The following is a 23518-nucleotide window of genomic DNA, read 5'->3' as shown; positions in this document are numbered from 1 at the left end:
GGATGAACACGGCGATCCGCTGCGTGATTGCGCTGGCCGGAGCATCTCATATCGTTGCCGGTGCACCCGTCCATGGAAAACTCAGCTCCGATTCAGGTGCGTCGCAGACCTCGGCCGAAGAGCCAACGACGGGTGCGACAGACGAGGTTCCCAATCAAGATTTCTACTGTGGCGCACGGAAACTCGGGACCTGGTTCTATTGTGACAAGCCGAAACCGCGGCCGAGTATTAAACCGGCGCCGGCAGTTGCTTCCGCGGCTGCCAGCGAACGACTGGCGGCGATCAGCAAGCAGCTAGACGAGCTGAAGGCACGAGCGATCCTCGAGCCCTCGGAGCAGAATGTTACCGCCTATATTCGTTTCCAGCGCGAACAGCTCGATCGGGCGTCGACATTCTCCGACGTTTGGCAGCGCACGATGTGGCAGAATCCCGAATTGGACTACACGCTGCAGCGCCCGGTATCGACGCTCGCGAAGCGCGCATGGATCGATAATCGCAAAGCCGAGCAGGAAGCAGCGCTTCGCAACCTCTCGCGCCGTTACGGGATTTTCTATTTCTACGCGCAGAGCTGCGGCGCGTGTGACATCTTCGCTCCGATCCTGAAATCGCTTGCGACAAGCAGCGGCTTCAATGTCGTCGCGGTGTCGATGGACGGCGGTCCGAACGGCGTGTTCCCCAATTATGTCGTCGACGTCGGTCAACACGCCAAGATGGGTCTGACCTCGAAGGCAACGCCGGCACTCGTGCTCTACGACACTGTGAATCGGCGCCCCATCCCGATCGGCACGGGCATATTGTCGGCCGACGAAATCACCGAACGCATTTTCACGCTCACGAGCACCAAAGTTGGGAGCGACTTCTGATGACCGCAATCACATTCATCGCGCGGATCCGCGTGGCAGTCTCGCGCATCAGTATAGGCGTCATTGCCCTGTCGGTGGCGGCAGCGCCGGCACAGGCTGGCGTCGGCGACGAAATGAGCGACTTTTTCAACGATATGGGCGCTTCGGCGAACGCCACCGGTGCCACGGCCTATCAGGGCCAGTCAGCCGGCTATTATTCGCTGGGCTCGGTCTGGGCACGATTCCCGCAAAAGAGCGTTTACCCTGCGAACATCCAGCTCCCGAAGGTTCGCGCCGGCTGCGGCGGTATCGATATTTTCTCGGGCTCTTTTTCGTTCATCAATATGTCCGAGTTCGTCGCGAACCTGAAGGCGATCGCTAACAACGCGATCGGTTTCGCTTTCAAGCTCGCGATCGACAGCATCAGCCCGCAAATCGGGGGCGTCATGGACCAGCTCCAGGACATCGCCAACAAGGTGAACCAGTTCAACATGCAGAGCTGCGAGGCGGCCGCCGCGGCTGTCGGCGCCGTCTGGCCGAAGGTCGACGCGGCCGAAGATCGTATCTGTCAATCGATCGGCACGTCAGCCGGTCGGTTCTCTGACTGGGCGAAGTCGCGTCGTGGATGCGGCAACGGCGGTGAAAGATCGTCGACGATCAATTCCAACACCGATCCTTCGCTGGCAGCAATGACCCCCGGACCCAAGAATTATGCCTGGGACATGATCAAGCAATCTCCGCTGGAGAGTGCCGATCGTCAGATGCGCGAGTTGGTGATGACGCTGACCGGGACGATCGTCGTCGGCAAGCGGCCTTCCGACAATGATCCGCTGCCGATCATTTATCGCGGCGAGGGCGATCCCGCGATCCTGGATGCGCTCCTCGATGGCGACAAGGCGATCGATGTGCTCGGCTGCGACGAAACGGACAAGTGCCTGGGCCCGAGCAAGCGCACTATCCCCGCGCTGGGAGGAACAGCGCTCCGCCCGCGCGTTGCAGCTCTCATCCAGTCGATGAGTGATAAGGTTCGCACCAACGCGGCGCTGACGACGGAAGAGAAGAACCTTCTCGGTATCGCCAGCATCCCGCTGTACAAGGTTGTCGCCGTGCAAGCCGCATCCGGCTTCAATCTTTCACCGGGCGAACTCAATTCGCTTGCGGAAGTCACGGCGATCGATCTTCTCAATTCGATCGTCCAGCGAATGCTCGACCAGGTTGCCGCCGGCCAATCGAACAACAGCAATCAGGCAGACTCGGAGAACCTGAGGCAGTTCAATGAGCAACTCGCGCGTGTGCGGCAGCGGTTGTTCGAACGTGAAAGCACGGTGAACCAGCGCGTTACCCGCACGTTCGAAATCGTCGATCGCGCGATGATGATCGAAAGTACGCTGCAAACGCGCATGGCTCCCGGGATGGCGGCATCGCTCAACTTCTCACGCGCCTTGTCGGCGCAAGGTTTGCGGCCCTGATTTTGGGCTGAAGGAGCGCGTGCGATGATCGAGGTCTTCACGGTTGGGGGCGGGGAGTATCTCGTCAACGTCTTCAACGCGGTCGCGTCGTGGGCTGGCTCCGGTGGCTACCGGGGCCTCATTCGCGTGGTGATGGTCATGGCCTTCACCTGGGCGCTCCTCGTCACGGCGTGGAACATGGATCCGCGCGCACTGCTAAAATGGTTCATGCAGGCGACCTTGATGTATATGGTCATCTTGGTGCCGACGATTTCGGTCAAGGTCACCGACCGCACCAACCCGGGTGTGACGGCCGCGGTCGTCGATAATGTTCCGATCGGACTCGGCCTGATCGCCGGCTTCACCAGCCAAATCGGCGATTATCTGACGCGCGCGGCCGAAACCGTATTCGCGATGCCCCAGGTCCTCAACTATTCGACTGGTGGCATGATCTATGGCGCGAAACTGCTCGACGCCACCCAGGGCCTTCGTATCGACGATCCGGTCTACGCGACCAACCTCAACGAGCATTTCAAGCAGTGCGTCTTTTATGACATCCTGCTCGGCCGCAAGACCTATGACGACATTCTGAAGTCTCCGGACCTGCTTACCGCCATGGGGCCGGGGTCGGTCGCGCTGTCGCAGCAATATATCTATCCCGACGGGACCTCCGGAATCGTCACTTGCGAAACGGCCTATAATTTCATTCGCAATGGCTGGAACGGCTATTACGCGGTCGCGGCACCCAAAATTGCGTCGCAGTTCTTCCCGGGCATACCTGTCGCGCAGGCCTCAACTCGGCTGAACAACGATATGAGCGGCATGAACGCTGCGGGTATGGGCTCAAGCAGCGGTCAGCTCATTCGGCAGGCGATGTTCATCAACGCCTTGACGGAAGCTCGAGACAGCTTTGCGAACGGTTCGGCGCAGGGGGCGATCGATGCGTTCGCTCAGACCCGCGCGGACATTCAGACGCGGAACACCTATTCTACGATCGCGTCGGGCGCGATGAAGTGGGTTCCCTTGCTGAACATCGTGTTGACTGTCGTGTTCTATTCGCTGTTCCCGATCCTTTTCCTGCTCATGCTGCTGCCGACAAACGGAATGACGGTTGCGAAAGGCTATATCACCGGCTTCTTCTACCTCGCCGCGTGGGGGCCGTTGTTCGTCATTCTGAACATGATCTTCATGTCGCGCTGGCAGGATTCCTTGGCGTCGTGGGGCGCGAGCGGCGGCATGACCGCTGCCAACTTCTCGGGCATCTCGGCCGTCAATCAGGATGTCGGCGCACTCGCCGGCTACATGATCATGTCCGTGCCCTTCATTGCTGCCGGCATGGCGAAGGGTGCGATGGCGATCGCATCGCATTCGGCGAGTTTTCTCTCGCCCAGCCAGAATGCGGCCGAACAGGCTGCGGCCGAAGCCACGACGGGCAATTATTCCTATGGCAACGCGTCTCTGATGAACCGTCAAATCAATACGCTCAGCCGCGATCAATATTCGACCGCGCCGAGCTTCCAAACCGGCGCCGGATCCATCCAGCAGCGCTCCGGCGACGGCGCGTTCACCCGGTATAACGAGGACGGCACTTTCGCCTATGATACTAGTCAGGGTATTTCGAACCTCGGCTTCGCGATTTCGGCGAGCAAGGATTATGGCTCGCAGCTGCAGAAGGGACTTAGCCAAGGTTCGAGCGTGGTGGAACAGAAGCGGGTCGCGGCAAACGATAGCTGGGCTACGACCCGAACAGAATCGGCGCGCCTCTTTGACACCGCGCAGACGTCAGCAAGTGCAACCACTGAAGAAGGCCGCGCGCTCCAGTCGTCAATTGCGCAGGTTCAGGACTTGTCGGCGCAATGGTCGAATACCTTGCAAACTCAGTTCGGTATGACCAAGACCGAGGCCGACAAACTTGCACGCGACACTGCGCTGACGGGCAGTTATGGGGTCGACGGAAGCGGCACCCTTAAGGGCAGAGGACCTCTCTCCGCTCAGGGCAGCTTACGCGCCGGGCTGAATGGAAAATCTACTGACACGCGAAATACCGAACAGGGCGTGTCGACGCAGAATTCCAATACGGATGCCTTGCAGTGGCTTGAGAGGGAATCCAATTCGGAAGCCGCTCGCCAAGCACGCGAGAGCTTCTATCGGGCTACTACGTCGTCAACCGACAGCCAGGTTCGTGGACTCGGTCAAGAAGTGTCACAGGATCTTCGCCATTCGCAAAGTCTCAGCGAGGAAGCTTCGCGCGCCGAAGATCAATACCAGCGTTGGTCGAACGAATTCTCGCAGTTCGAGCGCGACGGCTATTCGCTCAACAAGAATCTGAGCCAGGACTTCGTGCGCTATGCGCAAACGGCGATGATGGATCCGCAAAACCGCCATCTCGACCAGAGCTACCATCCTGGACTTGTCAACATGACGACAACTCAAGCGATGACGCAGGATGCCTTGCTGAAGCAGTTCATGGATGATCGCGTTGACCAAATGCACCGCGATCTCGGCGTCGTCCCCGATGCGCCGGGGGCGACAATCGCTGGCCCGTCGTTCTCCACAGCCGACGACATCCGTGCGATCGGTGCTGCCGGCATGGCCGACATCTCCTCGCGCGGTCCTGCAGTCGATGTTTCCGGTTCCGCGAGAGACGTCGGGCTCGAGAACGACGTCTCTGGCCGACTGGACGGGAGTGTTGCTCGGCTTGAAGAATATGGACAGGGCATGCGCGCAACTCTGCTCGGAGATCGCCGGCAAGCTGATAGCCTCGGTGCGACCGCAGAAGCTCGCAATGACAGCTGGGTTATCCGTACAATGCCTGGCGTGGCGTCTGCGCTTCGTGCGCTCGGCCTCGACAGCGCGGCAGAAGCGCCGCTCGGTGGAGAACGGGTCAACCTCGGAGGTGTTGCCTCGGCCGCGGGTCTCGGAATTAAGTCGGGGACCAATTTGAGTTCGATGGACTCGAGTATGGCGCCGGCATTGACCGCCGCGGCAGCTTCAGCCCACGCGCTTGGGCTGCCACAGCGCGTGGTGACTTCTGCGCGCGACAGCCAGCATTCTCGTGGCAGTCTTCACCCGGAAGGGAAAGGCGTCGATTTGCGCGGGAACGACATTAGTGTTGGCCAGGGGCGCCAGTGGGCTCGAGATGTCCGGGAGCGACTGGGCCCCGACTACGACGTCAATTTCGAGACGTTCAAGGACAAGCCGGCGAACAACCATCTTCACATTGAACACGATCCGAAGCCGCAGCGAGGTCGAGGACGGAAGCGCTAATCAACACAGCCGGAGACATGTCGCCGGCTGTGTTCAATGTGCTCCAAAGATAAAGATGAGGCCGAAGTAGGCTGCGCCAAGCGCGAACCACGAATAGACGAAACGCTTGCCCCAAGGTCCCAGTTCGCCCGCACCCTGACCGGCAGCCGTCTGCGAGGCTGGATCAAAATCAGCATCCACGGTCGACGCGAAATGCGTCGGCGCGGCCGATGCCGGCGACAGGTACAGCGGGTGCGTGGGATCAATTAGCTGACTCATCAGATCCTCGTTTCGAAGATGCTCCGAGTCATCGTGAAAGCCGTGATACTGATCGTCCATGGCGCTATCCTTCTTCGCGAACATACAGGAAACACCCCTGAACGGCAAGTTGCTGTGTGTTTTGCGGTAACGGGTAAGCGTCGAACGCTGCGAATTCTGAGCAGGATTTGCCCGTCAAAGCTGGCATTCTTGTTTTGATAACCGCGCGACGCTATATGAGAGCAACGATCCAATCAGGATCGCGTTAAGAGTCGGATGATGGCAAACGCTGTAACTCAAGTGCTTACGACGGTGAACGCCCCTTACGGGGCGGCTGTTTCCGCACATCAGCTTGCCGCTATGATCATCGATTCCCAGAGCGCGATTGACTTCAATGCGCCGGTTTTCGCATTTTTCTCGGAAGTTCCGCTTCAGGTCCAGAAGCAGTTCATGTGGGCCATGAATGTGAATGAGCAACTGGCTAGCCAAGTCGCAGAGCAGGTCTCGCAGCTTTCGGGTTACGCATTGCCGCTGGCGGCCTGACGCCGTGCCCGAGAAGCGGCCAAGCGAATGGCCGGTCCTCTTCGATCTCGCCATCGGCATCCTGAAGCATTTCGACGAAAAAAATGGTTTTTCGCCCCAATGGAGCTTCGGCGGCGGGACTGCCCTGATGTTGCAGATCGATCATCGCGAGAGCCACGATATCGATCTGTTTCTGGACGATCCGCAATATCTACCGTTCTTGAATCCCGAGACGCAGGGTATCAAGCTCGACCAAGCTCCCGATAGCTACCAAGCCGGCGCGGACGTCCTGAAGCTCGCATATGAGAATTTGGGCGAAATCGACTTCATTTGCTGCGATAATATCCTTCCAGACCCGACCACAGCGACCGATGTACGAGGGCATGCAGTAGCTTTGGAGACGCCAGCGGAAATCATCGCCAAGAAGGTATTCTATCGCGGCTGGAGCTTCCAACCTCGTGATATGTTCGATCTAGCCGCTGTTTCCGAGCATTTCGGGTCGGAATATGTGGTGTCTGCCCTCAAGCAATGCCCGCTCGACAAATGCAAAAACGCGCTGGAAGTTATCGATAAAACCAATCCGGCCTATGTCGAAGGCATTATCGGCCAACTTATGCTTCGTGACCAAACACGCGGCCTCGTCGCCCGCTCAAGAGAAATCAGCCGCAACCTCATTGAACTCGCGATCACCAACTAACCGCACCCCTATAACGCTGACTTTCGCTGGCGACGTCAATCTCTACACCGTTCCGAAACGGCGCAGATCGCAATAGCACCGCCGTCAAAATTCGATAAGCTGAGAAACGCTCGCGGGGAAGAGTTGCATCGGCCAACACAATCTCAGCGGCACTTCCGCAAAAAAAGGGGCGCGGAACGTCTTACATGATAAAGGGGACGAAATTCCGGAATCCCCGATTGGGGGGAAATTTTGGATCTGTTACCTCAGTGGACGGAGAAGGCGGAGAAGCGCGGCCTAGACCCCCTTGGCATTCAAAATAGCGGTGTCCTCCTGTACCAAGCGCTTTTGCCGGGAATCAGCAATGTTACCCTTCGCATGCGCTACTACTGCTACTATTGCTGGGTCAGCGAAACTTATGCACGCAGCGGAGCTTCCGACGATTTCGAGGCGTGGCGAACTTGGCTCCGCAGAGCTGAGGCGCTCTATGCCCTTGTCGCTGCCTATGCCAATGAGACTGGCGTCGGGGGAACCGAATGGGCGAACGGAAGGCTTGCCGCCGGCAAGAAGGTCATCGATTTCGCTGCAGCCGCCACTACCGATCGATCGCAGAAACTATATCTGCGCCAAGCGCTCGGCGTCTTCGGTGGCGCATACTTTTCCCAAATGGAAGAACTGGGGCTCTTCACCTACAACAAGCATGGCATTCAGGTCGCCACGCGCGAGCTCGGCAAACGAGCCGCGATCTTGTTCGCCAACGCAATCGGCCCGGACGTTGCGAAGCTGCTCAAGAAGAAGATCGCGGATGCCAGCGTAAGCGTTCCCGATCTCGAGCGCCTCAGCGGAATTGCTCCATCCGAAATCGAAGAGGGCAGCGCCGAGTGCGAATTTTACGAAATGCTCCTATTCGCAGACGCAGACACTGCCTCAGAGAACGCGCGCAGCCGAAGTGCATCTCTGCGCCTCGTCCTCGAAACGGCTCGTGCCATCGCAGAGAGCCCCGGACCGGAAGACGTCCGATGGCACCTCTTCAATCCGCCCGCGGACTTTCTGCCCTTAGAACTCGAAGCTCAGCGACTGAACTGGGAGGTCTACAACTGCCAGGACCTGATGCAGGTGGCGGCCGCATCGCTGTTGGCTTGGGCTATCTCGCTGCTCAATACCTCCGATGGCGGCCTATCGATTCCTGAGATTCGTGCGCAGGTCGTCGACGATCTCGTGTCGCAAGCCGAGACGGGTTTCGCTAGATCTTGGGGCGAATTCCGATCCAAGATCGACAGCGCGAAATATGACTTCCGAGCGACCTGGAACCAGCTGACAAATTCGCGCGGCGCGCCTGACGAGAAGGCCATAGCCGCCATTCAGTTGATGGCAGCGCTCCATCAACGAACGTTGGAGCGTCCCGACCTAGCGGGCCGCGTCGATCAGGGCTTTCCTGCGCGCGGTATGGCGCATTCGCTCCGCACCGAGCTGAATTGGCTGGCCTTGAAGGAAGATCAGACCGTCATCGAGAAGATCGCCGACTATGTAGTCGAGCGTGTGGTTCGACGTCATAGCTGGGTCGCGATGCAAAAGCTCCGCAGGCAACGAGACTATACCTTCCTGTTCGAGGCACGGGATGGTCGATTGATCTACCTCAAGGGCTATCAGCCAGTCGCGACGACTCCTCGTCTGGTGCCGGCGATCCAGTTTCTCGAAGACATTCACCTCCTGAACGAAGATGGCCCGACCGCGCGCGCGCGTTCCCTGCTGGAGGCGGCCGCATGAAACTGCCTGATCGGCTGGGTCGGCGACCCCGCAAGCCCTTTCACAGCGCCATCGCGACCACGTTCGCGGTTGAATTCGCCGCGGTCGAAGAAATACTGCTGCCGCAGATCATGGCAAGCGGCGCCACCAATCTTCTCATGATCGCCGACGATCGCATGGTGGCAATGGCCCTTTCCGACGGCTCGAGGTTACCCATCGCACTAGGCCGAGATTACGCGCTTCATAGTCCGCCAGCGAGCGACGGCATCTTCCACCCCAAGATCATTCTGCAACTCGGTCGCGAGACGGGAAGGGCATTTGTCAGTTCGGCCAATGCTACTGCTGCCGGGCTCGGCGGGAATGTGGAGATCGCCATTGAGATCGAGTCTGGCAGTGAAGAGGGGCCCGAACGAGAACTGCTCCGCGCTATCTGGCAGTATTTGCACTCGCTGGTGCCTGATGAGGCGTGCCCAGCGCGAGATGCGCTACGCTGGGCCCGGGAACGTGCGCCTTGGCTGGAAGGGCCGGTCGGGGCACCGCTTAAAGAACTGGGGGACGGTTCTGCAATTGGCTTCCTTCCTTCATCATCAGATCACGGGATTGCCGACCGGTTCGTGGAATGGATCGGCGACGAGAAGGTGCGGAGGCTGATCATTGTCAGTCCCTACTGGGATAACAACCTCAGCGCCCTGTCTGAATTGGCGGCCGAACTCTCGCCTAAAGAGATCATTCTTCCGATCGACAGCGAACAACACGAATTCCCCATCGAAGCAGCCTTCGCAAAAAGGGTGCGGCTCGTAGATCTTGATTACCCGTCATCGCGCTTCACTCATGCGAAAATCTTCGTCGCGATGACGAAGCATCATGATCATGTCCTATTGGGGAGCGCGAATTGTACGACGGCGGCACTGACCAGCGTCGGCAGCAACGCAGAGGCATGCATCTATCGCCGATTGCCAGCGGGGGCCGCAGTCGAAGCGTTAGCGCTAGATCGCTGGATTGACGCTGATCGGCTTGAGCTCTCCGATTTAGCGGACCGCGAAGCTCGGCCCGAAATCCCGCTGGTGGCCTTGGCGGCTCGGCGTCCTGGCTCCTTCGAACTGGATCAAGGCTCGCTATTCTGGCAGCCGCCCATCGGCGACGCAGGGGATGGAGCCGTCCAGCTTCTCGACCGCACCGGCAGGGTGGTGGCAGACGTTCCGGCGACGTCGTTTGCGAGCGTTGGCGCTCGACGAGTTGTGTCAATCGCCTCGGAACTTCAGCAGAAGCTTTACTTTGCACGCATTGTCCGCGGCGAATATATCTCGACAACGGCCCACGTTTCGCACCGGCAGGCGCTCAGGGAAAGTCGCCGGGAAGCAGCCAGCGGCCGCGTCGCTCGGGCGCTCTCCCACTTCACCGATGGAACTGATTTTGAGCTTTGGATGCACGAAGCATTCGAAACTCTGGTCCGCGCCGATTTTTCGGAGAACAAAGAGGGTGCCGTGATCGCAAGCGCTCGTCCGCGAGATCCGAAAGAAGTCGGAGCCGGAGCCGATCCAACAAATCTCAGCTATGAGGAATTCACCGAAGCGCGCCCGGGCGCTACGCGGGGGGGCGGGAATGGAGCCAATAGCCTGGCCGGCACCTACACCGACAGCATTCGGGGTTTTCTAAATCTGTTGACCGGGCGCGGCGAGCCCAGCACCGATCGCGACGATGACGGCTGGCTCGATATGGGCGACGAAGCGGATGACATGGATGACATGCCGGATGCCGACGTCGAACCCGCCCCGTCGACTTCGGCTGATCGGGAGCCTGTCGAGCTTCGGACAGTAGATGCCAAAGAGTTCGAATATTATATCTGGGCCTATGCGGAGGAAATCGAAGATGGAGAGGGTGCCATCGGATCAGCCGAGGTCCTCCGTCTTCGCTATTGGATCCTGCTCCTGCTTTACAAGGCTCGCTGTAACGACCTCCCGAAGGGGCTCGACTGCTCGAGCGCACCCCAATCATGGCCCCGGCTGGTCGTACGGGCGCTCGTCGCATTTTTCGGCAGTCGATCGCCGGCTATCTCCAGGCTCATGATGGCGCGAGAATATGTCGAAATGCCTGTCGACTTTATGGAATGCTGGGTAACCTCGCTTTGGGCGCTAGATACCATCGAGGCGCTGATGCCCAACAATCGTGCAAATCGTGACTTCCTGCCATATGTCTCCAAGCTTCGAGTGCTGATGATCAAACTGCTAGGCCTGACGAGCGCCGAGCTGACTGGCGCCATCGCCGCGGACATCCGCGCTGGCTTGGATCGCTCGATCGGAATCAGACTGGGGTTGCGGGCGAACGCGGATAATATCATCGCGGCGGAAGACGCGGCGGTTGGTGCGGAGAGGGCGGCGGGCGAATGAGCAAGCTTTGGATCGGGGTGGCCACCGTCGCGACCATCGCCGCCGGTTATGGCGCTTGGATTTTCCTATCACGCCCGGTCGATATGCCGCGATCGGCTGAAAAGACGGTGACTTGGGAGAAGGTGGCAGACGGGAGCTTTGTAGCGCAATCGGGCGTCGAAGGCTTTTCGGACGCGCTGACCCGCTGCTGGTCGATTAAGGATGGCTACGAATGCGTTCATGCGGCGCAAATGTCTCGAACAATCGATATCTCTGCCGGGGAAGTGAGGACCCTGCCGAACGATGGCAACATCAGCGGGATCCGGTTCGAGGGCGAAAAGCTGATTGTCCCGGACACCTACCGTTGCTCTTCGATAGGGATCGGCAATCCAGAAGAGACAATCGTGGGTCGCGGCAACCGGCTGGCATCGACCAGTCAGGGTTGGTCCAAGGCCTATGTGACCAAATATCTTGCGGACAATGGCATCAACGCCAAATGGTTCAATTGCGTCGGCTTAGCCAAGCTCTTGGAAGGCGGTTCGTACGCAACCTTGGGAACGACGTCGGTCACCCGGAAGATGGTGTTCGACTAGGCCCGGGAAAGCGGAAAACCTAGATGATCGAATGACCTGAAACCTCACTCCAGCTTACACGGATTTTCCCTTTAGCCTTGGGCAGCGATTTCCGGTCGATCAGCTTCCCGCTGATATCGAACTCATCATTGATGCGGACGATTAGAACCTTGCTGAAGTTCCGCGCCATATTAATTTCAACGGTGTCCGTCCGCTTGAACGGCGTGATCGTTTTGATTTCGATCAGGTCGTTGTCGAGCCGTCCGTCGGACCCTTGCGCATAATTCCGGTTCAACCGGATGCCATGGGTGATCGCGCCATATAATTCGCCGATGTCGCCGTAAACCTGCAGATGCTGCCCGGTGTGGGCGTTGTAGCTACACGCTGTCGAGAGAAGGCTTTCGAAGATCGGAACGAGCGAGATGTCGGCATTCGGATATTTCGCCCGCCATTCCTTGTATTCGATCTGCTGATTTATCTCGTCCCAGCTGACCCATTCGCCATCGTCCCAAAAGGCTCTGTCGTGATCGGCAAGTTCAACCATGGGCGCACACTAGCAGCAATTGGTGAACAGCTTCTGTCGCTAAAGATGTAATTCGATTATAGACGGGCAGAAACACCGCGTGAGGACATCACCGCGTAGCCGGGGCACCGTCAGTGTGGTATTATGGCCTATGGCGAACGAACTGGACGACATCAGGGCGCAGACGAACTGCCCGGTATGCGGTTTCGCGCTGAACCTCACTTACAGGACGTTGCGCTTGCGGCGAACGGTCGAATGCCAAGGTTGCGGCGAGACGATCCGGCCAATTGACGAAACACCGATTGGGAAGGTTCAGGCGCTGATCGACGAGGTAAACAAAGCCGCATAATCTCTTCCGAAAGGCTCTCTCACATCACCATTTGGACTTGCGTCCAGATGTGGTATTTTTCTGCCAATTCTCGAAAATCACCTGCAAATCGGGCGGAATCGCCGCTTCGAATGCCTCATCGAGCGGATAGTGTGGCATGGCCTCGGCGACGGCGTCGAGCAGCGCCAGCCCCTGCTTACGGTCCTTCGGACGCTTAAGAGGATTGCGCTTGGCCTGCTCTGACATCCAGAGTTTGTGGAGCGCAAACCATCGAGGGTCCGGCGCCACGATCCGGGCAGGGGACCCATCGCGGCAGCCGACGACTTGGTCGACAGGTCGACCAAGCAGCAGCCACTCCTGCTCTGCCAAAGGTATCGGCCGCGGTTGATCGCGGTCGCTCAGTGTTCCGGCACGAGACGGAGCTACGAGCAACTCGACCTCATATGCACGGGCATTCCGCGCTTGGAAATCACGCTCGCTATTGATCGTGAATGTTGGATCGACGGTCTTCAGCATCTGCCAGACAGTTTGTTCGGAATCTTCTTGCGCGGCGGCAACCCATGCGAGATCGAAATCTTCGGTTTCGTCGGGCAGGAGCATGAAGCCATTGGCCTCAATCATATAGGCCGCGATCGCGTTGGTCCCGACGACGAGCAGGTGCGAGCCAAGGAGATCGCGACGGTCGCATTCCCTAAGAATGGGACCGGCATCGCTGGAAAGCAGGGGAAGACGCAGAGCCCGGTACAGAGCGGCGCTTTCGGCAAGACTGGAGCTCAGTAATGCACCGCGCTCTTTCAGTTCGGCCTTTTGTTCGCGATAAGCTTGGAACTCGGTTTCCCGCGCAGCGTCCATGCGACCGAGCGACTTGCCGTTTCCGCTACGATCATGGATCTGATAGAGATATTCATATTCGCCGACGGTCTTGCGGCGCAAATCATAAGGCAGCGCAGCCCGGGCGCGCTCGTTTTCGACCCAAGCTTCATATCGTTGCCGGAGGTTGACGAGAAGCCGGGATTGCTCATCGCTGAAGGTGCGAAGGGTGTCCATGAGAATTTATCCCACAATTTCTTAAAGTCGTCAAATGTGGGATAAATCAATATGCGATAACAAAGATTATGTTAAATATCGATGTGTTCCGGCTGCGCGTAGCGTCGTGTCTCGACCCAGTTCGTAATCCACGGGTCAGCGATCAACGACGCGTCGGCGAACACGAAATAGTCGTACCCGTCCCCGCCTTCGACATAGGCTCCACTGCCGAATATCTCGACGACATCATTCCCGCGCCCAGTGAAAATGGACCGCCCGCGATGACTGGTCCGTTTGCATAGTTAGTTGAAGATCGCTTCCGATGCCAGCCTGAGCGGGACGCGGAGCGCAGCGGAGCCGAGCGGCCAGGCTCGCATCTTGATCGTTTCCGGAACCGGTGGTCGATATCCGAGGCTGCTGTGCGGTCGGAGGCGATGGTAATGATCGCGCCACCAGCCGGTGACGCACCGGAGCTCCTCCAGACTGTAGAAGATTTCACCATTGAGCAGTTCATCCCGCAGGCGGGCATTAAAGCTCTCGATATAGAGGGTGGGGACGCCGAGCCGACCGAGCCATTCGCGCACCGCATGGGCGACGATCTCGGGGCCGTTGTCAGACCTGATATGCTCGGGTGGGCCATGTTCGATGACCAGAGGAGTGCTGTCGCGAGCAAGTTTCGACATAAGGGTGCGCGGCAATGATTGTCGCTTCTAGGGGAGCGGTGTTAGGAGAACGCGTTTTACACCGAATTAGAGATCGGAGACACCTTAAGTGGCAAACCAGCTTGTCTTGAGTCCCGTACAGCTTCCCACGGTCTCCACTTTTTCAGCGCCGATGTTGACTGCCCTAACCGATGCATTGGGCATAGATCGATCGGTGTTAGCGTCGGACATTCAGATTCAGAACGCTTGGCAGAATCTGCCCCAGTTACTGAGCAATATTCCGCCCCATTTAAGGACGGAAGGCGTAATGCGGATGTGCGTGGCGGTCGCCACCGGCCTATTCGATTCCGCCATAAATTACGCTTGGAACGCAGCGGTCGTCGAACTCCGTGAAAAGGTTCGACGCTTCGGAATCCATATCATCCCGCAGATCATCGACAAAGACTTCGACGAGAAGAAGTTGCTCGATATGCAAGATGCGGAACTGCTGACTCTTTGCCTCAAGCTGAATCTCATTTCCGAAACCGGCTACTTCATGCTCGATCAGTGCCGGGACATTAGGAACAATTTTTCCGCCGCTCACCCCGTCATCGGGAACATTGACGAATATGAATTCATCAGCTTCCTGAACCGATGCAGTCGCCATGCTCTCAGCGACGAGCAAAACACTGCGGGCGTCGACATCAAAGAATTCATGACCGCGCTCAACGCAGCCAGCTTCTCTACGGAGCAAATGCAGATTTGGTGTCAGCGCATTACGCAGACCTTCGACGCGCAACGAGATGCAATTTTTGGCATGCTTCACGGCATCTATTGCGATCCGTCCAAGGAGGAACATTCTCGGGTAACGGCAATAACCGTCTGCAACCATTTTGCTGCATCCTTTTCACCCAGTTCCATCTCACTGCTCATCAATCAGCACCAAAAATATCAGGCAAAGGGTGAGCAGGAACGCTTCAAGGCTTCGCAGGCCTTCTTCGAAAACCTCAAGATCATCGGACTTTTGTCGGAAACAGAGCGGCATTCCCTGATTTCGACGGCTTGCAAGAACCTGATGACGATCCACCAGGGGCTCAACAACTTCTACAATGAAACGCCTTTTGCGGAGCGCGTCGCCAAGCTCTCCGAAGGCCACCAAGTCCCCGAAACAGTCCGTCGCGAGTTCGTGGAAACCGTCGTCACCTGCTCGGTGGGCAATCCCTATGGAACAGCCAACTCAGCCGACATCTATTATATGCAGATGATAAGGGGGTTTTCGCCGCGAGAGATACAGATGATGTTCGAAGTCGTTTCGTCGCAAACGGTGCTTGCGGGACGGGTGAACTCCCATGCCCGATGCAAAGCAAAGTTCAAGGAAATCGTCCATGCACTCCAGCCGAGCAGCATCCCGACGAGCTCAAAATCTGTTTATGACAAGTGGCTCCAACCCTGAACTAGGTCGGTAGGCAAAGTGGATAAGCTCCTGCCTCTTGCCGAACAGCTTGACCGGGCGGCTGTCGAGTTACGCCTTGACCATCCGCTTCACAACAGGCTGGCCCTTATTCTCATCGACAACGCCATCGAACTTATGATGCGCCATTCGTTGGCGGTCCATACCAGTTTCGGTGGTGACCATCCGGGAGGCCTGAACACAGCAAGCCAGCGCCAGCGGGCGCGCAGTCAGAAGTTAGAAGACCGACTTGCCGCGTTGGTGCATGTCAGCGAGCTTTCAAGGCTAGAGGCGGATTTCGTACTCGCCGCACATGAGCACCGAAACACCGCGTATCATGAAGGTTTCGGTGGCGGCGCCTATCTCCGGCCGCTTTGTATCCTCTACTTCCGCTTCGCCTGCCAGTATCTGACCCGCTTTGAGATGGCGTTTCACACATGGGTGAGCAACTTCGCCTTCACCGAGATCGGCCGTCGCTACTACGACGCCTCCGTCGAACAGGACGGTTCTCTCGGACAGATCAACCGGGCCAAACTTGCCGCCGCGCTGGATGCGCAGATCGACATCGAACCTGGACAAACGATCCAGAACGCGCTCGCCGACGAACTGGAGCAGGAGCGACAATCGATTGTCATGTCCTTCCGCTTTTTGATCGAGAATACCTGGCCACGATTGCCAACTTCGCAAATCCTAAAAAAAGTTCAGTTCGAGCACGCCCGCGACATGGCGTTGGAAAAGAAAGGGCTCGAACAGACGCACTTCAATACATCCCGCCGGATCGAAGCGGTCAACTTCGTCAAGACGACGTGGAAGAAGTACGCTCCACGCTATCACGCCATCCCACACGGCGCGTGGAGTCAGGGTATCGCTAAGGTCCGAGCCAATCACGACCCGCATTCAGCAGTCGTGCAATTCCAGCGGGTGAGAGCAAATATGGAATTTCTGCATGGCGCGATCTGCACAGCCGCATTCGTGATAGAGATGGAACTTCAATCTCGATACGACTGACTCAGGGCAGCTATTCTGGGGATCATGTTAGGATATCGTGCTCGCGGCGGATGAGCGACCGCCCCGCGATCCTGCCCATCCTGTCATAAGCGACAAATCGCCAGACCGCCGTCCACACCAGGGCGGTCTCGACTCTAACCGGGATTCGCTTCATCAACTGCGACCGCGCCGCGAACAGCATCGCAAAATGCCGCCAATTTCTCCGGCTGGCTCCTAAGTCGAGAGCGCAGCCCCCTTCAAAATGCCGCTCATGTCCGACAAAGGTTTCAAGGAGCATATGCAGCTATGACCGATAGTCAGGAAAAGACGATATCCATGGCCCAGCCCGGCCTCGTCGATCGGTTGAAGCGGATCGACCAGCTCGAAAGCGAGCTGACCCGCAAAGGCGCAGCCATTCTGGGAAAGGCCGTGGACCTAACCCATGCCGACTTCTTCATTTTCGGCGCGCTGCGGCGAACGCTGGCGCAGGCACGCGGGTTCCGCGATCTTATAGAGGCCCGAAATTTCCCCTGTGCTGCCGCCATTCTACGCTTGCAGATCGATACAGCCATGCGGATCAACGCCCTCTCCCTGGTCGATGATCCGGACGCAACCTGCAAGGCCGTCCTGGATGGCGAGCAATTCAACCGTCTCAAGGATCGGGACGGAAATAAGATGTCCGACGCCTATCTGAGAGAGAAGCTGGCCTCAGACCATGCCTGGATCAGCCCCGTCTATGAACGAACCTCCGATTTCGTCCACCTCTCCGGTCGCCACTTCGAGGTTTCGATCGCCCGAACCGACGATGAGACGCGAACAGCCTATTTCCAGATCAGCGGACATGACCCGCAGCGCCCCGACGAAACCTATTTCGAAGCCGTCGACACCTTCTTCGAAGCAACCAAACTTGCCGGCATGCTGATGCTCGCCTGCCTCACCGCCCGTCACCAGCCGGAGGTAGTACTGGCGTCGATGAAGAAGGATGATCTCTAGGCTGTCGTTTTGGCTTGAGCCAGCGGGCGCCATGCGTGGTCTGCCGTTCGAACCGATAGTCGGCCCAGGCGAGATCCTCGTCGAGAAGCTCATCGTCGGCGATCATATAGCGAACCGACAGACTATTCTGGTGCTGGACCAGATATTGCCGGTTGATCACCCGCGCCGCGTCCGCGGGCATCGGCAGATTGCTGAAACCCGGCGGCCCGCCGGCAATGATGAAAGCGCCCCAATATCTGTCCAGCGTCAACCACCACGTCCGCAGATCGTTGAACAAGGAGCCGAAGACCGATTGCCGTCCCGGCGACGAGATCAGCAATGTCGGGTTGGTCGAAGTCCGCAGCGCAATTGGCGAATGGCAGACCATCACATTGATGGCATGAGCATCGGGCGGCAACGAGGTGTCCATCGCGCCCTCGCGGAACAGTGCGTGCGCGCCTTGCGCTGACGCCGCGATCCATTCGTGCATGTCGGCATCTTCATCGTCGAGGTCCAACGCAAGCCCACCCGCCCTGAAGCGTTCATTCTCAGCCTCAATGAACCGCAGCGTCTCGAGGTTTCTCCGCTGGAGATGTCGCGCAAAGCCATAGATTGGCACCCGATCGCCATCATCCAACGTCTCCAAAGCCCCGTCGCTGACCTTCGTCCAGGTCGAACTGGCTGCAAAAGGCGTTTCGATCACCCGGTTGAGATCGCCCTCGATGGATCGCGTGGCGCCATCCTCCCGATAATCGTGAAGCGCATCTTCATAGCCGATCCGGTCGATCGACTTACGATCGGTCACCAAATAATCGCGGTGCTGTTCGGCAACGCGAACCTTGTTGGGATCATCCGCACAAGCAAAACGCCGCAGATAGAATTGCGGCACATAATGATGTCGCTTGGGGCGACCGGCAGTCATAGCGCACCCCAAAACACAGGAGACCGAAAGGCCTTAATATTGGACCTCGCAGTCTGGTGATGTGCATCACCATGCGACTCGATCATGCAGTTTCCAGACACGCGTTTCAGATTCCCGAGCCCTATACTATCCAGATCAGGATGAGGAGTGCATCGCACGCTCGCGCTGCGCGATGCACTCGCGGATAATCCCGAGGTGGCCATCACCATGCTGCGGCACTAGCTGATCAGCGATGCCTTCCGGCATGCCGGTGGAGCATCCTCAATCAGCCGAAGGGTAGCGAGGCCTGCCTGAAACGGGGCCGCGGAGCAGGCGGACCCGTCTCTGCCTGGAGAAGCCCGCGCGCTGCGGGCGTTAGCGTATAGACCGCTTGCCGCTGCCCGCCGCGATTGTGGTGGTCGATGCAATAGCCCTGATAGTGCCGAAACAGGAGACCGGCACGCACGAGATCGGAGACTGCGCGGCTGACATTGGTCTTGCCCGAGACGCGCACGCGCGCCCGGACCTCGGTCTCTATCGCGCGCTCCGCATCGGCAAGGTTGGCAGGCAGGCCCCCCTTCCCCACCATCTCCTCGCGAACGCGCTCGACGAGCGCGTGCCGCCTCAGGTCGCGGTGGCCCATAGGGGCGAGCGCATCGCAAAGCCAGTCACGCACCGTCAGCATCTCGCCGTCATTGGCGATGAGAGGGCCCGCGCTGCCATTGGCTCCAGCCGCCTTTGCGATAAGGTTCAACACCATGAAGGCGTAGCGGGGGCGCGACGAGTTGTGCGCGAGCACCTCGAGCAGTCCCGGCATATCGAGCGGGCGATTGTCCCATCGGGATTGAAGGGCGGTTTCCAACATCAAAACGAATCATGCACATGGGGAACGAAAAGTGAATCCCCTAATTCGCGGCTGCGGCGCTTTGTCATTCGTGACACTTTGCCCGAGGGTAAAGTGTCACTGGCGACAGTCCCCGGGACGCGGCCACCGTGGAAAGATCAACTATTAGGTCTCGATGAGGTGCGCGCGCCCGGTCGTCATAGTTCAAGCCCTTTCGAACGATCCAGCTGGGGTTCGTCGCGCTGGCCCGGCGTCTTGGCGTCCGCCTTGGCGCCACCCTTATCGTGGGGACTGCTGGCGCCAGCCAAATCGGCAGGTTTGTGATCGGCAAGATCGCCCTTTGAACCCGTGCCGGAATCCGACTTGCTCCCGAGATCCAGCTTTCGCTCAAGGTCACTGGAATGCGACGTGCTTCCGCCGTCTCGATCTAATCCGGGATCGCGCTGCGCGTCCTTGCCTGAAAGGATCTTCTCGACGTTCAGTTCACCGATAGCCTCGAGCGCGGACGTCTTGTCGCCGCGGTTGCTTTCGAGCTGCCGGACGAGCTTGTCCTTGTCATCGGTGAACAAGCGGACGTCGAGTTGTTGGCGGGTGTGGTTGACGAGGAATGCTCGAGCATTGGAAAGGCTGGTTTCGCGGGCGCCCATGACCGAAAATACCGTCTCGTTGGTGATGCCCTGCGCCATATGGGTATTGATCGCATAGGCGAGGTCCATGCGTTTCAGCATCGGGTCGCCGTTCTTAAGCTCCCGAATCTCCCCGTCGCACAATTTCACCACGATTCCGTCAGCGCGGACCTTTTCGATGCTCGCGATCGTCGCGTTGACCATGCCGCGGCCGTCGCGCTTGTCGCTGTCGGTCCAGCGGATCCGCTCGCCTTCGTGGACGTCGATGAGCTTCTCGTTGCTCAGCTTCAGCCGGTTGAGCTTGCCATTTGGGTCGATCTTCATCGGCTCAACACGGTGTTTGCGGCCGCGCATGTCGCGCAGCTCGACGCGCCCGTTCTCGAAAACGCGCTCGATGCGGTAATCTCCCTTCGGCAACCCCAAGCTGTTGTCGCGGCCTCCGACTTCGAGGAACTGGGCATCGCGCCAATTTCGCGCGTATCGATACTCTTCCCGGGTGAGCTGGAGCGTCTCGCGGACATTGAAAGCGCGCCCGTCGCCCTTCAACGTGCCCTCGGCTTTCAATCCGTCCTGGATAATCCGGTTTGCCTCTGCGCGGCCGTCGCGGCTCGACGGGAGCAATGTCGTCTTCTCGCGATCGTCGGCGGGCAAAGCGAGCCAGGCGTTCGCCGCATCGGTAATGCGATCCTTGCTCACGATAACGCGGTCACTCAATATCGCGATCGCGGCGCGCACGTTGCCGGCGTCGGCAAGATCCGCAACGAGACGCATGTCCTCGGTCTTCTGCCGCATATTGATATTGACCTCGCTCACGGGGAGCTGGTCCTGAATCGCGCGCGCCTGCATTACCGAAAAGCTCTTGCCGGCGTCGATCGGGTTGAGCTGCTTGCGGTCGCCTATGATCGCAAGTCGGCCGACCTCCATCAGATTTGCGATCGCGGTGAGCTTGTCCATCCGTTCGTTGGAGATCATCGACGCTTCATCAAGGATCAGATAGGTGCCGGCGAGCTCGGCCTTACGCGCCGCGAGCGCCTGGGGAGACGCATCGCCGGTCAGGAATTTCTCGTTGGAATAGATGAAGCTGTCGACGGTTCGCGCCTCCATTCCGGTGTCAGCCCGAAGATCGGCTACCATTTTGTTCTGAAAAGCGAGAGCCTGTGCATCCCCCCGCATGTCGGCCGTCAACAGCACGGCCTTCGTATCCTCGGCGCCGATGACCCGTGCTGCCGCGTCGATAGCCTCCGCCTTGGCGACGGGCTGGAGCATCGTTGATTTGCCGGCGCCGGCGCGCCCCTGGACAAGCACGATGCGATCTGGCGACGACACGATCTGGATCGCGGCCGCGAGTTGCTCATGGTTGAGCTCGCGCGGCGCGGCAAGATCCTGCAGCCGGGTCTTTGCGATGTCTGCAGACATCAGTGGCCGTGCTTCGCCGGCGCCGGTGTCCATCGCCTTCAATATTCGGCGTTCCTGTTCGATCGCCTCCCGGGTCGTCACCATGTCGACCGCCTTGTCGAACCGCTGCGAGGTCTCGGGAACGATCTCGCCCTTTTCGACCAGCTCGGCGATGCGCCGCTCCACGCGCTCCGGCGTCACGCCCTTTTCGCCAAGATCGATGGCCGTTTTGACAACATCCGCGATGCTGAACACGGCTTCCCGCTCATTGAGGATGCGAATGGCGCTAGCCGTTGCGAATTGGGCCCGGGCCGTCGCAGGCGTCCGGGTGAGCTTCGCAAGGCCCGAATCCACCAGCGGATCGTCGGGTCGCTTCAGGTAATCGACGAGGCGATCGCGCGTTTCCCGGATAGCGGAGCTGACGGCGAGAATTCCCCGCTCGATCGGCGACGATCGCTCCTGCGACTTCGCGAGGGCCATCGCGTAGATCTGATCGCCATTATAGCGATAGTCTCGTGCTTCCGCCCGCCACCGCTCGGCGAGCTCGGTTCGATCGCCGGCGTCCAATTTGGCGTCGCGGGTGCGCTGGGTGATAGCGCGTCGACCCTCCGGGCTATGAACACCAAGTTCTTCGGCCTTCGCCTTGATGTCGTTTCCGCGCTTGGAGAAGCCGTCGAGCGCCTCCTTGTTGATGCGCTCGCCATTCGGCCCGAGAACCTCGAAGGCGCCATGTTTCCCGGTTAGCTCAGTCTTGTAGCCCAAGCCCTCGAGCTTTTCGCGAAGGATCGCATTGGCCATCGAGCTAAGCGTGGCGCTGGCCCGGTACATCGCCCCGTTATGCCAGGCTCGCCAGCCATGGTCGCTGGTGACCTCTCCGGTCTTTGGATCGACGCGATCGGGGTTCCGAAACCGTTCGGGCAGCCGGGTCAGATTGGCGATGACCGCGTGAATATGGCTTTGCGGATCCGTCGCGCGGCTCGTGTCATGTTGAAAGAGAGCGTAGACGAGGTTGCCAGTGCGAACCGCAATATCGTTCCCGCCGACATGAACGCGCGCTTCCGCAAGATTCTTTTCGGCCCACGCCATCGTTTCCTTCACCGCCTGGACGTGCGCGGCGAGAATACGACTATCACCCGAAACAAGAGCGAGAAGCGAGGCAGACTTCGGCATCGAAAAGGTGAAGTCCCGGCCATAGTCGCGGGTCTCTGGATTGTTGACCTGCGTACCGTCAGGCAGTTTGCCGTCGAGAATTTTCTCGAACACGGATGCCTCTACGGTCCCTGACAATCCGAGATCGCGAGAGCCCTCGCCCATCCAGACCGACGCGGCCTCGGACTGCTCGGCAGTGTAATAATTGTCGTTGGCGAAATAGTCCGCGGCCTTTCCGGGCGAATGGACGCGACCAATCGAAACGGTCATCGCGCACCTCGCCTGAGTTCGAGATCCTGCATCATGCTTTCTATCGACGGCCGCGACTGGTTTTCAGGCCAGAGCATGGGTTTGAGGCGTGCGGTCGAAGGCCCCAGCCAGACCAAGCGCACAGCTTGGCCGGCTAGGCGACGTCCGAGCTCACTCGCATACATGGACTCAGCAGCGCCGATCTGGGCGACGATAGACCACCCGTCGAGAAGTCCCCACTGTCGATCGGCTGCGATCCCCCACCCCAAGATGAGCATTTCGAGAACAAACGCGCGATCCGCCATGCAGAGTGCACAGACAATGCCGCTCGGCCGAGTTAGCTCGCCATGGTCGTCGCGAACGGCTGACCACTCCTCAATATAATGCAACGCAACCCGTGCCGCGGAAACATGCGCGGAGCGGAGTTTGTCGCGTCGATTAACCTCGAGATTTTCTGCCAAATCGAACGGTGGGGAAAAGATCAGCGAGATGGCCGCGACGGTTCCGCTGGTCGAAATGGCGCGCTGCTGAAGCTCGATTGCTGGCGCGATTGCCGCTTGAAGTGCGGCGCCCGTCGCGCCATCGGACAACCGAAGTGCCTGGGCGCCGGCTCCAAACCACTCAATTCGCCGACCTGCATCGGCATGCTCCTCAAAACGTCGCCGCAACTGCGCGAGACCGTCGAGGTGGAAGAACCCGATCATGACGCAAGTCTCGTCATTGCTTCGGACCTTTTCAATCCGCAACGGGA

The 23518-nt window shown here is 58.8% G+C and carries 20 protein-coding genes and 1 pseudogene; 12 read left to right on the top strand and 9 right to left on the bottom strand.

Annotated elements, in window-relative coordinates; all coding sequences use genetic code 11:
• Nucleotides 1-2 precede the first annotated feature (2 nt).
• From NP825_RS21545 to NP825_RS21535, 3 genes are read left to right on the top strand one after another with little or no spacing between them, the layout of a single operon-like run.
• Nucleotides 3-863 carry a conjugal transfer protein TraF gene (locus tag NP825_RS21545; protein ID WP_257551646.1) on the top strand — a complete coding sequence of 287 codons (861 nt, stop codon included), beginning with the start codon at nt 3-5 and terminating at the stop codon, nt 861-863.
• A complete protein-coding gene (locus tag NP825_RS21540) occupies nt 863-2311 on the top strand; it encodes a conjugal transfer protein TraH (protein ID WP_257551645.1) in 1449 nt (482 codons plus the stop codon). The genes NP825_RS21545 and NP825_RS21540 overlap by 1 nt, the downstream gene beginning before the upstream one ends.
• 24 nt (nt 2312-2335) lie before the next feature.
• Nucleotides 2336-5557 (top strand): conjugal transfer protein TraG N-terminal domain-containing protein, encoded by a 3222-nt coding sequence (locus NP825_RS21535; protein WP_257551644.1) that lies wholly within the window; start codon nt 2336-2338, stop codon nt 5555-5557.
• 33 nt (nt 5558-5590) lie between these two features.
• Here NP825_RS21535 and NP825_RS21530 read toward each other — a convergent pair whose 3' ends face one another.
• A complete protein-coding gene (locus NP825_RS21530) occupies nt 5591-5875 on the bottom strand; it encodes a hypothetical protein (protein ID WP_257551643.1) in 285 nt (94 codons plus the stop codon).
• Between the two features lie 198 nt (nt 5876-6073).
• Here NP825_RS21530 and NP825_RS21525 point away from each other — a divergent pair, with 198 nt between their 5' ends.
• The 5 genes from NP825_RS21525 (at nt 6074) to NP825_RS21505 (ending at nt 11697) form a co-directional block, all read left to right on the top strand.
• Nucleotides 6074-6337, top strand: a complete 264-nt coding sequence (locus NP825_RS21525) for a hypothetical protein (RefSeq protein ID WP_257551642.1) — start codon at nt 6074-6076, stop codon at nt 6335-6337.
• A 4-nt stretch (nt 6338-6341) separates the two neighbouring features.
• On the top strand, nt 6342-7013 hold the full coding sequence (locus NP825_RS21520) for a nucleotidyl transferase AbiEii/AbiGii toxin family protein (RefSeq protein ID WP_257551641.1): 672 nt from the start codon (nt 6342-6344) through the stop codon (nt 7011-7013).
• 231 nt (nt 7014-7244) lie between these two features.
• On the top strand, nt 7245-8759 hold the full coding sequence (locus NP825_RS21515; RefSeq protein WP_257551640.1) for a hypothetical protein: 1515 nt from the start codon (nt 7245-7247) through the stop codon (nt 8757-8759).
• Nucleotides 8756-11125, top strand: coding sequence for a hypothetical protein (locus NP825_RS21510; RefSeq protein WP_257551639.1), 2370 nt, complete (start codon nt 8756-8758; stop codon nt 11123-11125). Before NP825_RS21515 ends, NP825_RS21510 begins: the two co-directional genes overlap by 4 nt.
• Entirely contained in the window at nt 11122-11697 is a 576-nt protein-coding gene (locus tag NP825_RS21505; RefSeq protein WP_257551638.1) for a hypothetical protein, read from the top strand. Before NP825_RS21510 ends, NP825_RS21505 begins: the two co-directional genes overlap by 4 nt.
• A gap of 19 nt (nt 11698-11716) precedes the next feature.
• On the opposite strand, the gene NP825_RS21500 is transcribed toward NP825_RS21505, so the two are convergent.
• Nucleotides 11717-12220: a hypothetical protein gene (locus NP825_RS21500; RefSeq protein ID WP_257551637.1), complete on the bottom strand. Its 504-nt coding sequence runs from the start codon at nt 12218-12220 to the stop codon at nt 11717-11719.
• A gap of 130 nt (nt 12221-12350) precedes the next feature.
• Here NP825_RS21500 and NP825_RS21495 point away from each other — a divergent pair, with 130 nt between their 5' ends.
• Nucleotides 12351-12548 carry a hypothetical protein gene (locus tag NP825_RS21495; protein WP_257551636.1) on the top strand — a complete coding sequence of 66 codons (198 nt, stop codon included), beginning with the start codon at nt 12351-12353 and terminating at the stop codon, nt 12546-12548.
• A gap of 24 nt (nt 12549-12572) precedes the next feature.
• Here NP825_RS21495 and NP825_RS21490 read toward each other — a convergent pair whose 3' ends face one another.
• Entirely contained in the window at nt 12573-13574 is a 1002-nt protein-coding gene (locus tag NP825_RS21490) for a nucleotidyltransferase domain-containing protein (RefSeq protein ID WP_257551635.1), read from the bottom strand.
• Nucleotides 13575-13855: 281 nt separating this feature from the next.
• Nucleotides 13856-14206 (bottom strand): annotated as a pseudogene (locus NP825_RS21485) (integrase core domain-containing protein); the annotation flags it as partial.
• Nucleotides 14207-14324: 118 nt separating this feature from the next.
• Here NP825_RS21485 and NP825_RS21480 point away from each other — a divergent pair.
• Both NP825_RS21480 and NP825_RS21475 read left to right on the top strand, forming a co-directional pair.
• Complete coding sequence (locus NP825_RS21480) at nt 14325-15647, top strand: hypothetical protein (protein WP_257551634.1); 1323 nt, start codon at nt 14325-14327, stop codon at nt 15645-15647.
• An 18-nt stretch (nt 15648-15665) separates the two neighbouring features.
• Nucleotides 15666-16652 (top strand): hypothetical protein, encoded by a 987-nt coding sequence (locus NP825_RS21475; protein WP_257551633.1) that lies wholly within the window; start codon nt 15666-15668, stop codon nt 16650-16652.
• Between the two features lie 22 nt (nt 16653-16674).
• On the opposite strand, the gene NP825_RS21470 is transcribed toward NP825_RS21475, so the two are convergent.
• Nucleotides 16675-16929 (bottom strand): hypothetical protein, encoded by a 255-nt coding sequence (locus NP825_RS21470; RefSeq protein WP_257551632.1) that lies wholly within the window; start codon nt 16927-16929, stop codon nt 16675-16677.
• Between the two features lie 8 nt (nt 16930-16937).
• Between NP825_RS21470 and NP825_RS21465 the strand changes: the two genes are divergently transcribed.
• Entirely contained in the window at nt 16938-17624 is a 687-nt protein-coding gene (locus NP825_RS21465; protein ID WP_257551631.1) for a hypothetical protein, read from the top strand.
• Here the strand turns inward: NP825_RS21465 and NP825_RS21460 are convergent.
• The 4 genes from NP825_RS21460 to NP825_RS21445 form a co-directional block, all read right to left on the bottom strand.
• On the bottom strand, nt 17566-18525 hold the full coding sequence (locus tag NP825_RS21460) for a DUF4238 domain-containing protein (protein ID WP_257551630.1): 960 nt from the start codon (nt 18523-18525) through the stop codon (nt 17566-17568). The two genes, NP825_RS21465 and NP825_RS21460, sit on opposite strands and share 59 nt — an antisense overlap.
• Before the next feature lie 265 nt (nt 18526-18790).
• Nucleotides 18791-19369 carry a hypothetical protein gene (locus NP825_RS21455; RefSeq protein WP_257551629.1) on the bottom strand — a complete coding sequence of 193 codons (579 nt, stop codon included), beginning with the start codon at nt 19367-19369 and terminating at the stop codon, nt 18791-18793.
• A 176-nt stretch (nt 19370-19545) separates the two neighbouring features.
• Nucleotides 19546-22788, bottom strand: a complete 3243-nt coding sequence (mobF, locus tag NP825_RS21450) for a MobF family relaxase (protein WP_257551628.1) — start codon at nt 22786-22788, stop codon at nt 19546-19548.
• Nucleotides 22785-23471 (bottom strand): relaxase domain-containing protein, encoded by a 687-nt coding sequence (locus tag NP825_RS21445; protein WP_257551627.1) that lies wholly within the window; start codon nt 23469-23471, stop codon nt 22785-22787. Before NP825_RS21445 ends, mobF begins: the two co-directional genes overlap by 4 nt.
• Nucleotides 23472-23518: the final 47 nt, after the last annotated feature.

The organism is Sphingopyxis sp. DBS4, from assembly GCF_024628865.1.
Taxonomy (GTDB): domain Bacteria; phylum Pseudomonadota; class Alphaproteobacteria; order Sphingomonadales; family Sphingomonadaceae; genus Sphingopyxis.
The sequence above is the reverse complement of the archived record's forward strand: the minus strand, read 5'-3'. Positions and strand labels throughout refer to the sequence as shown.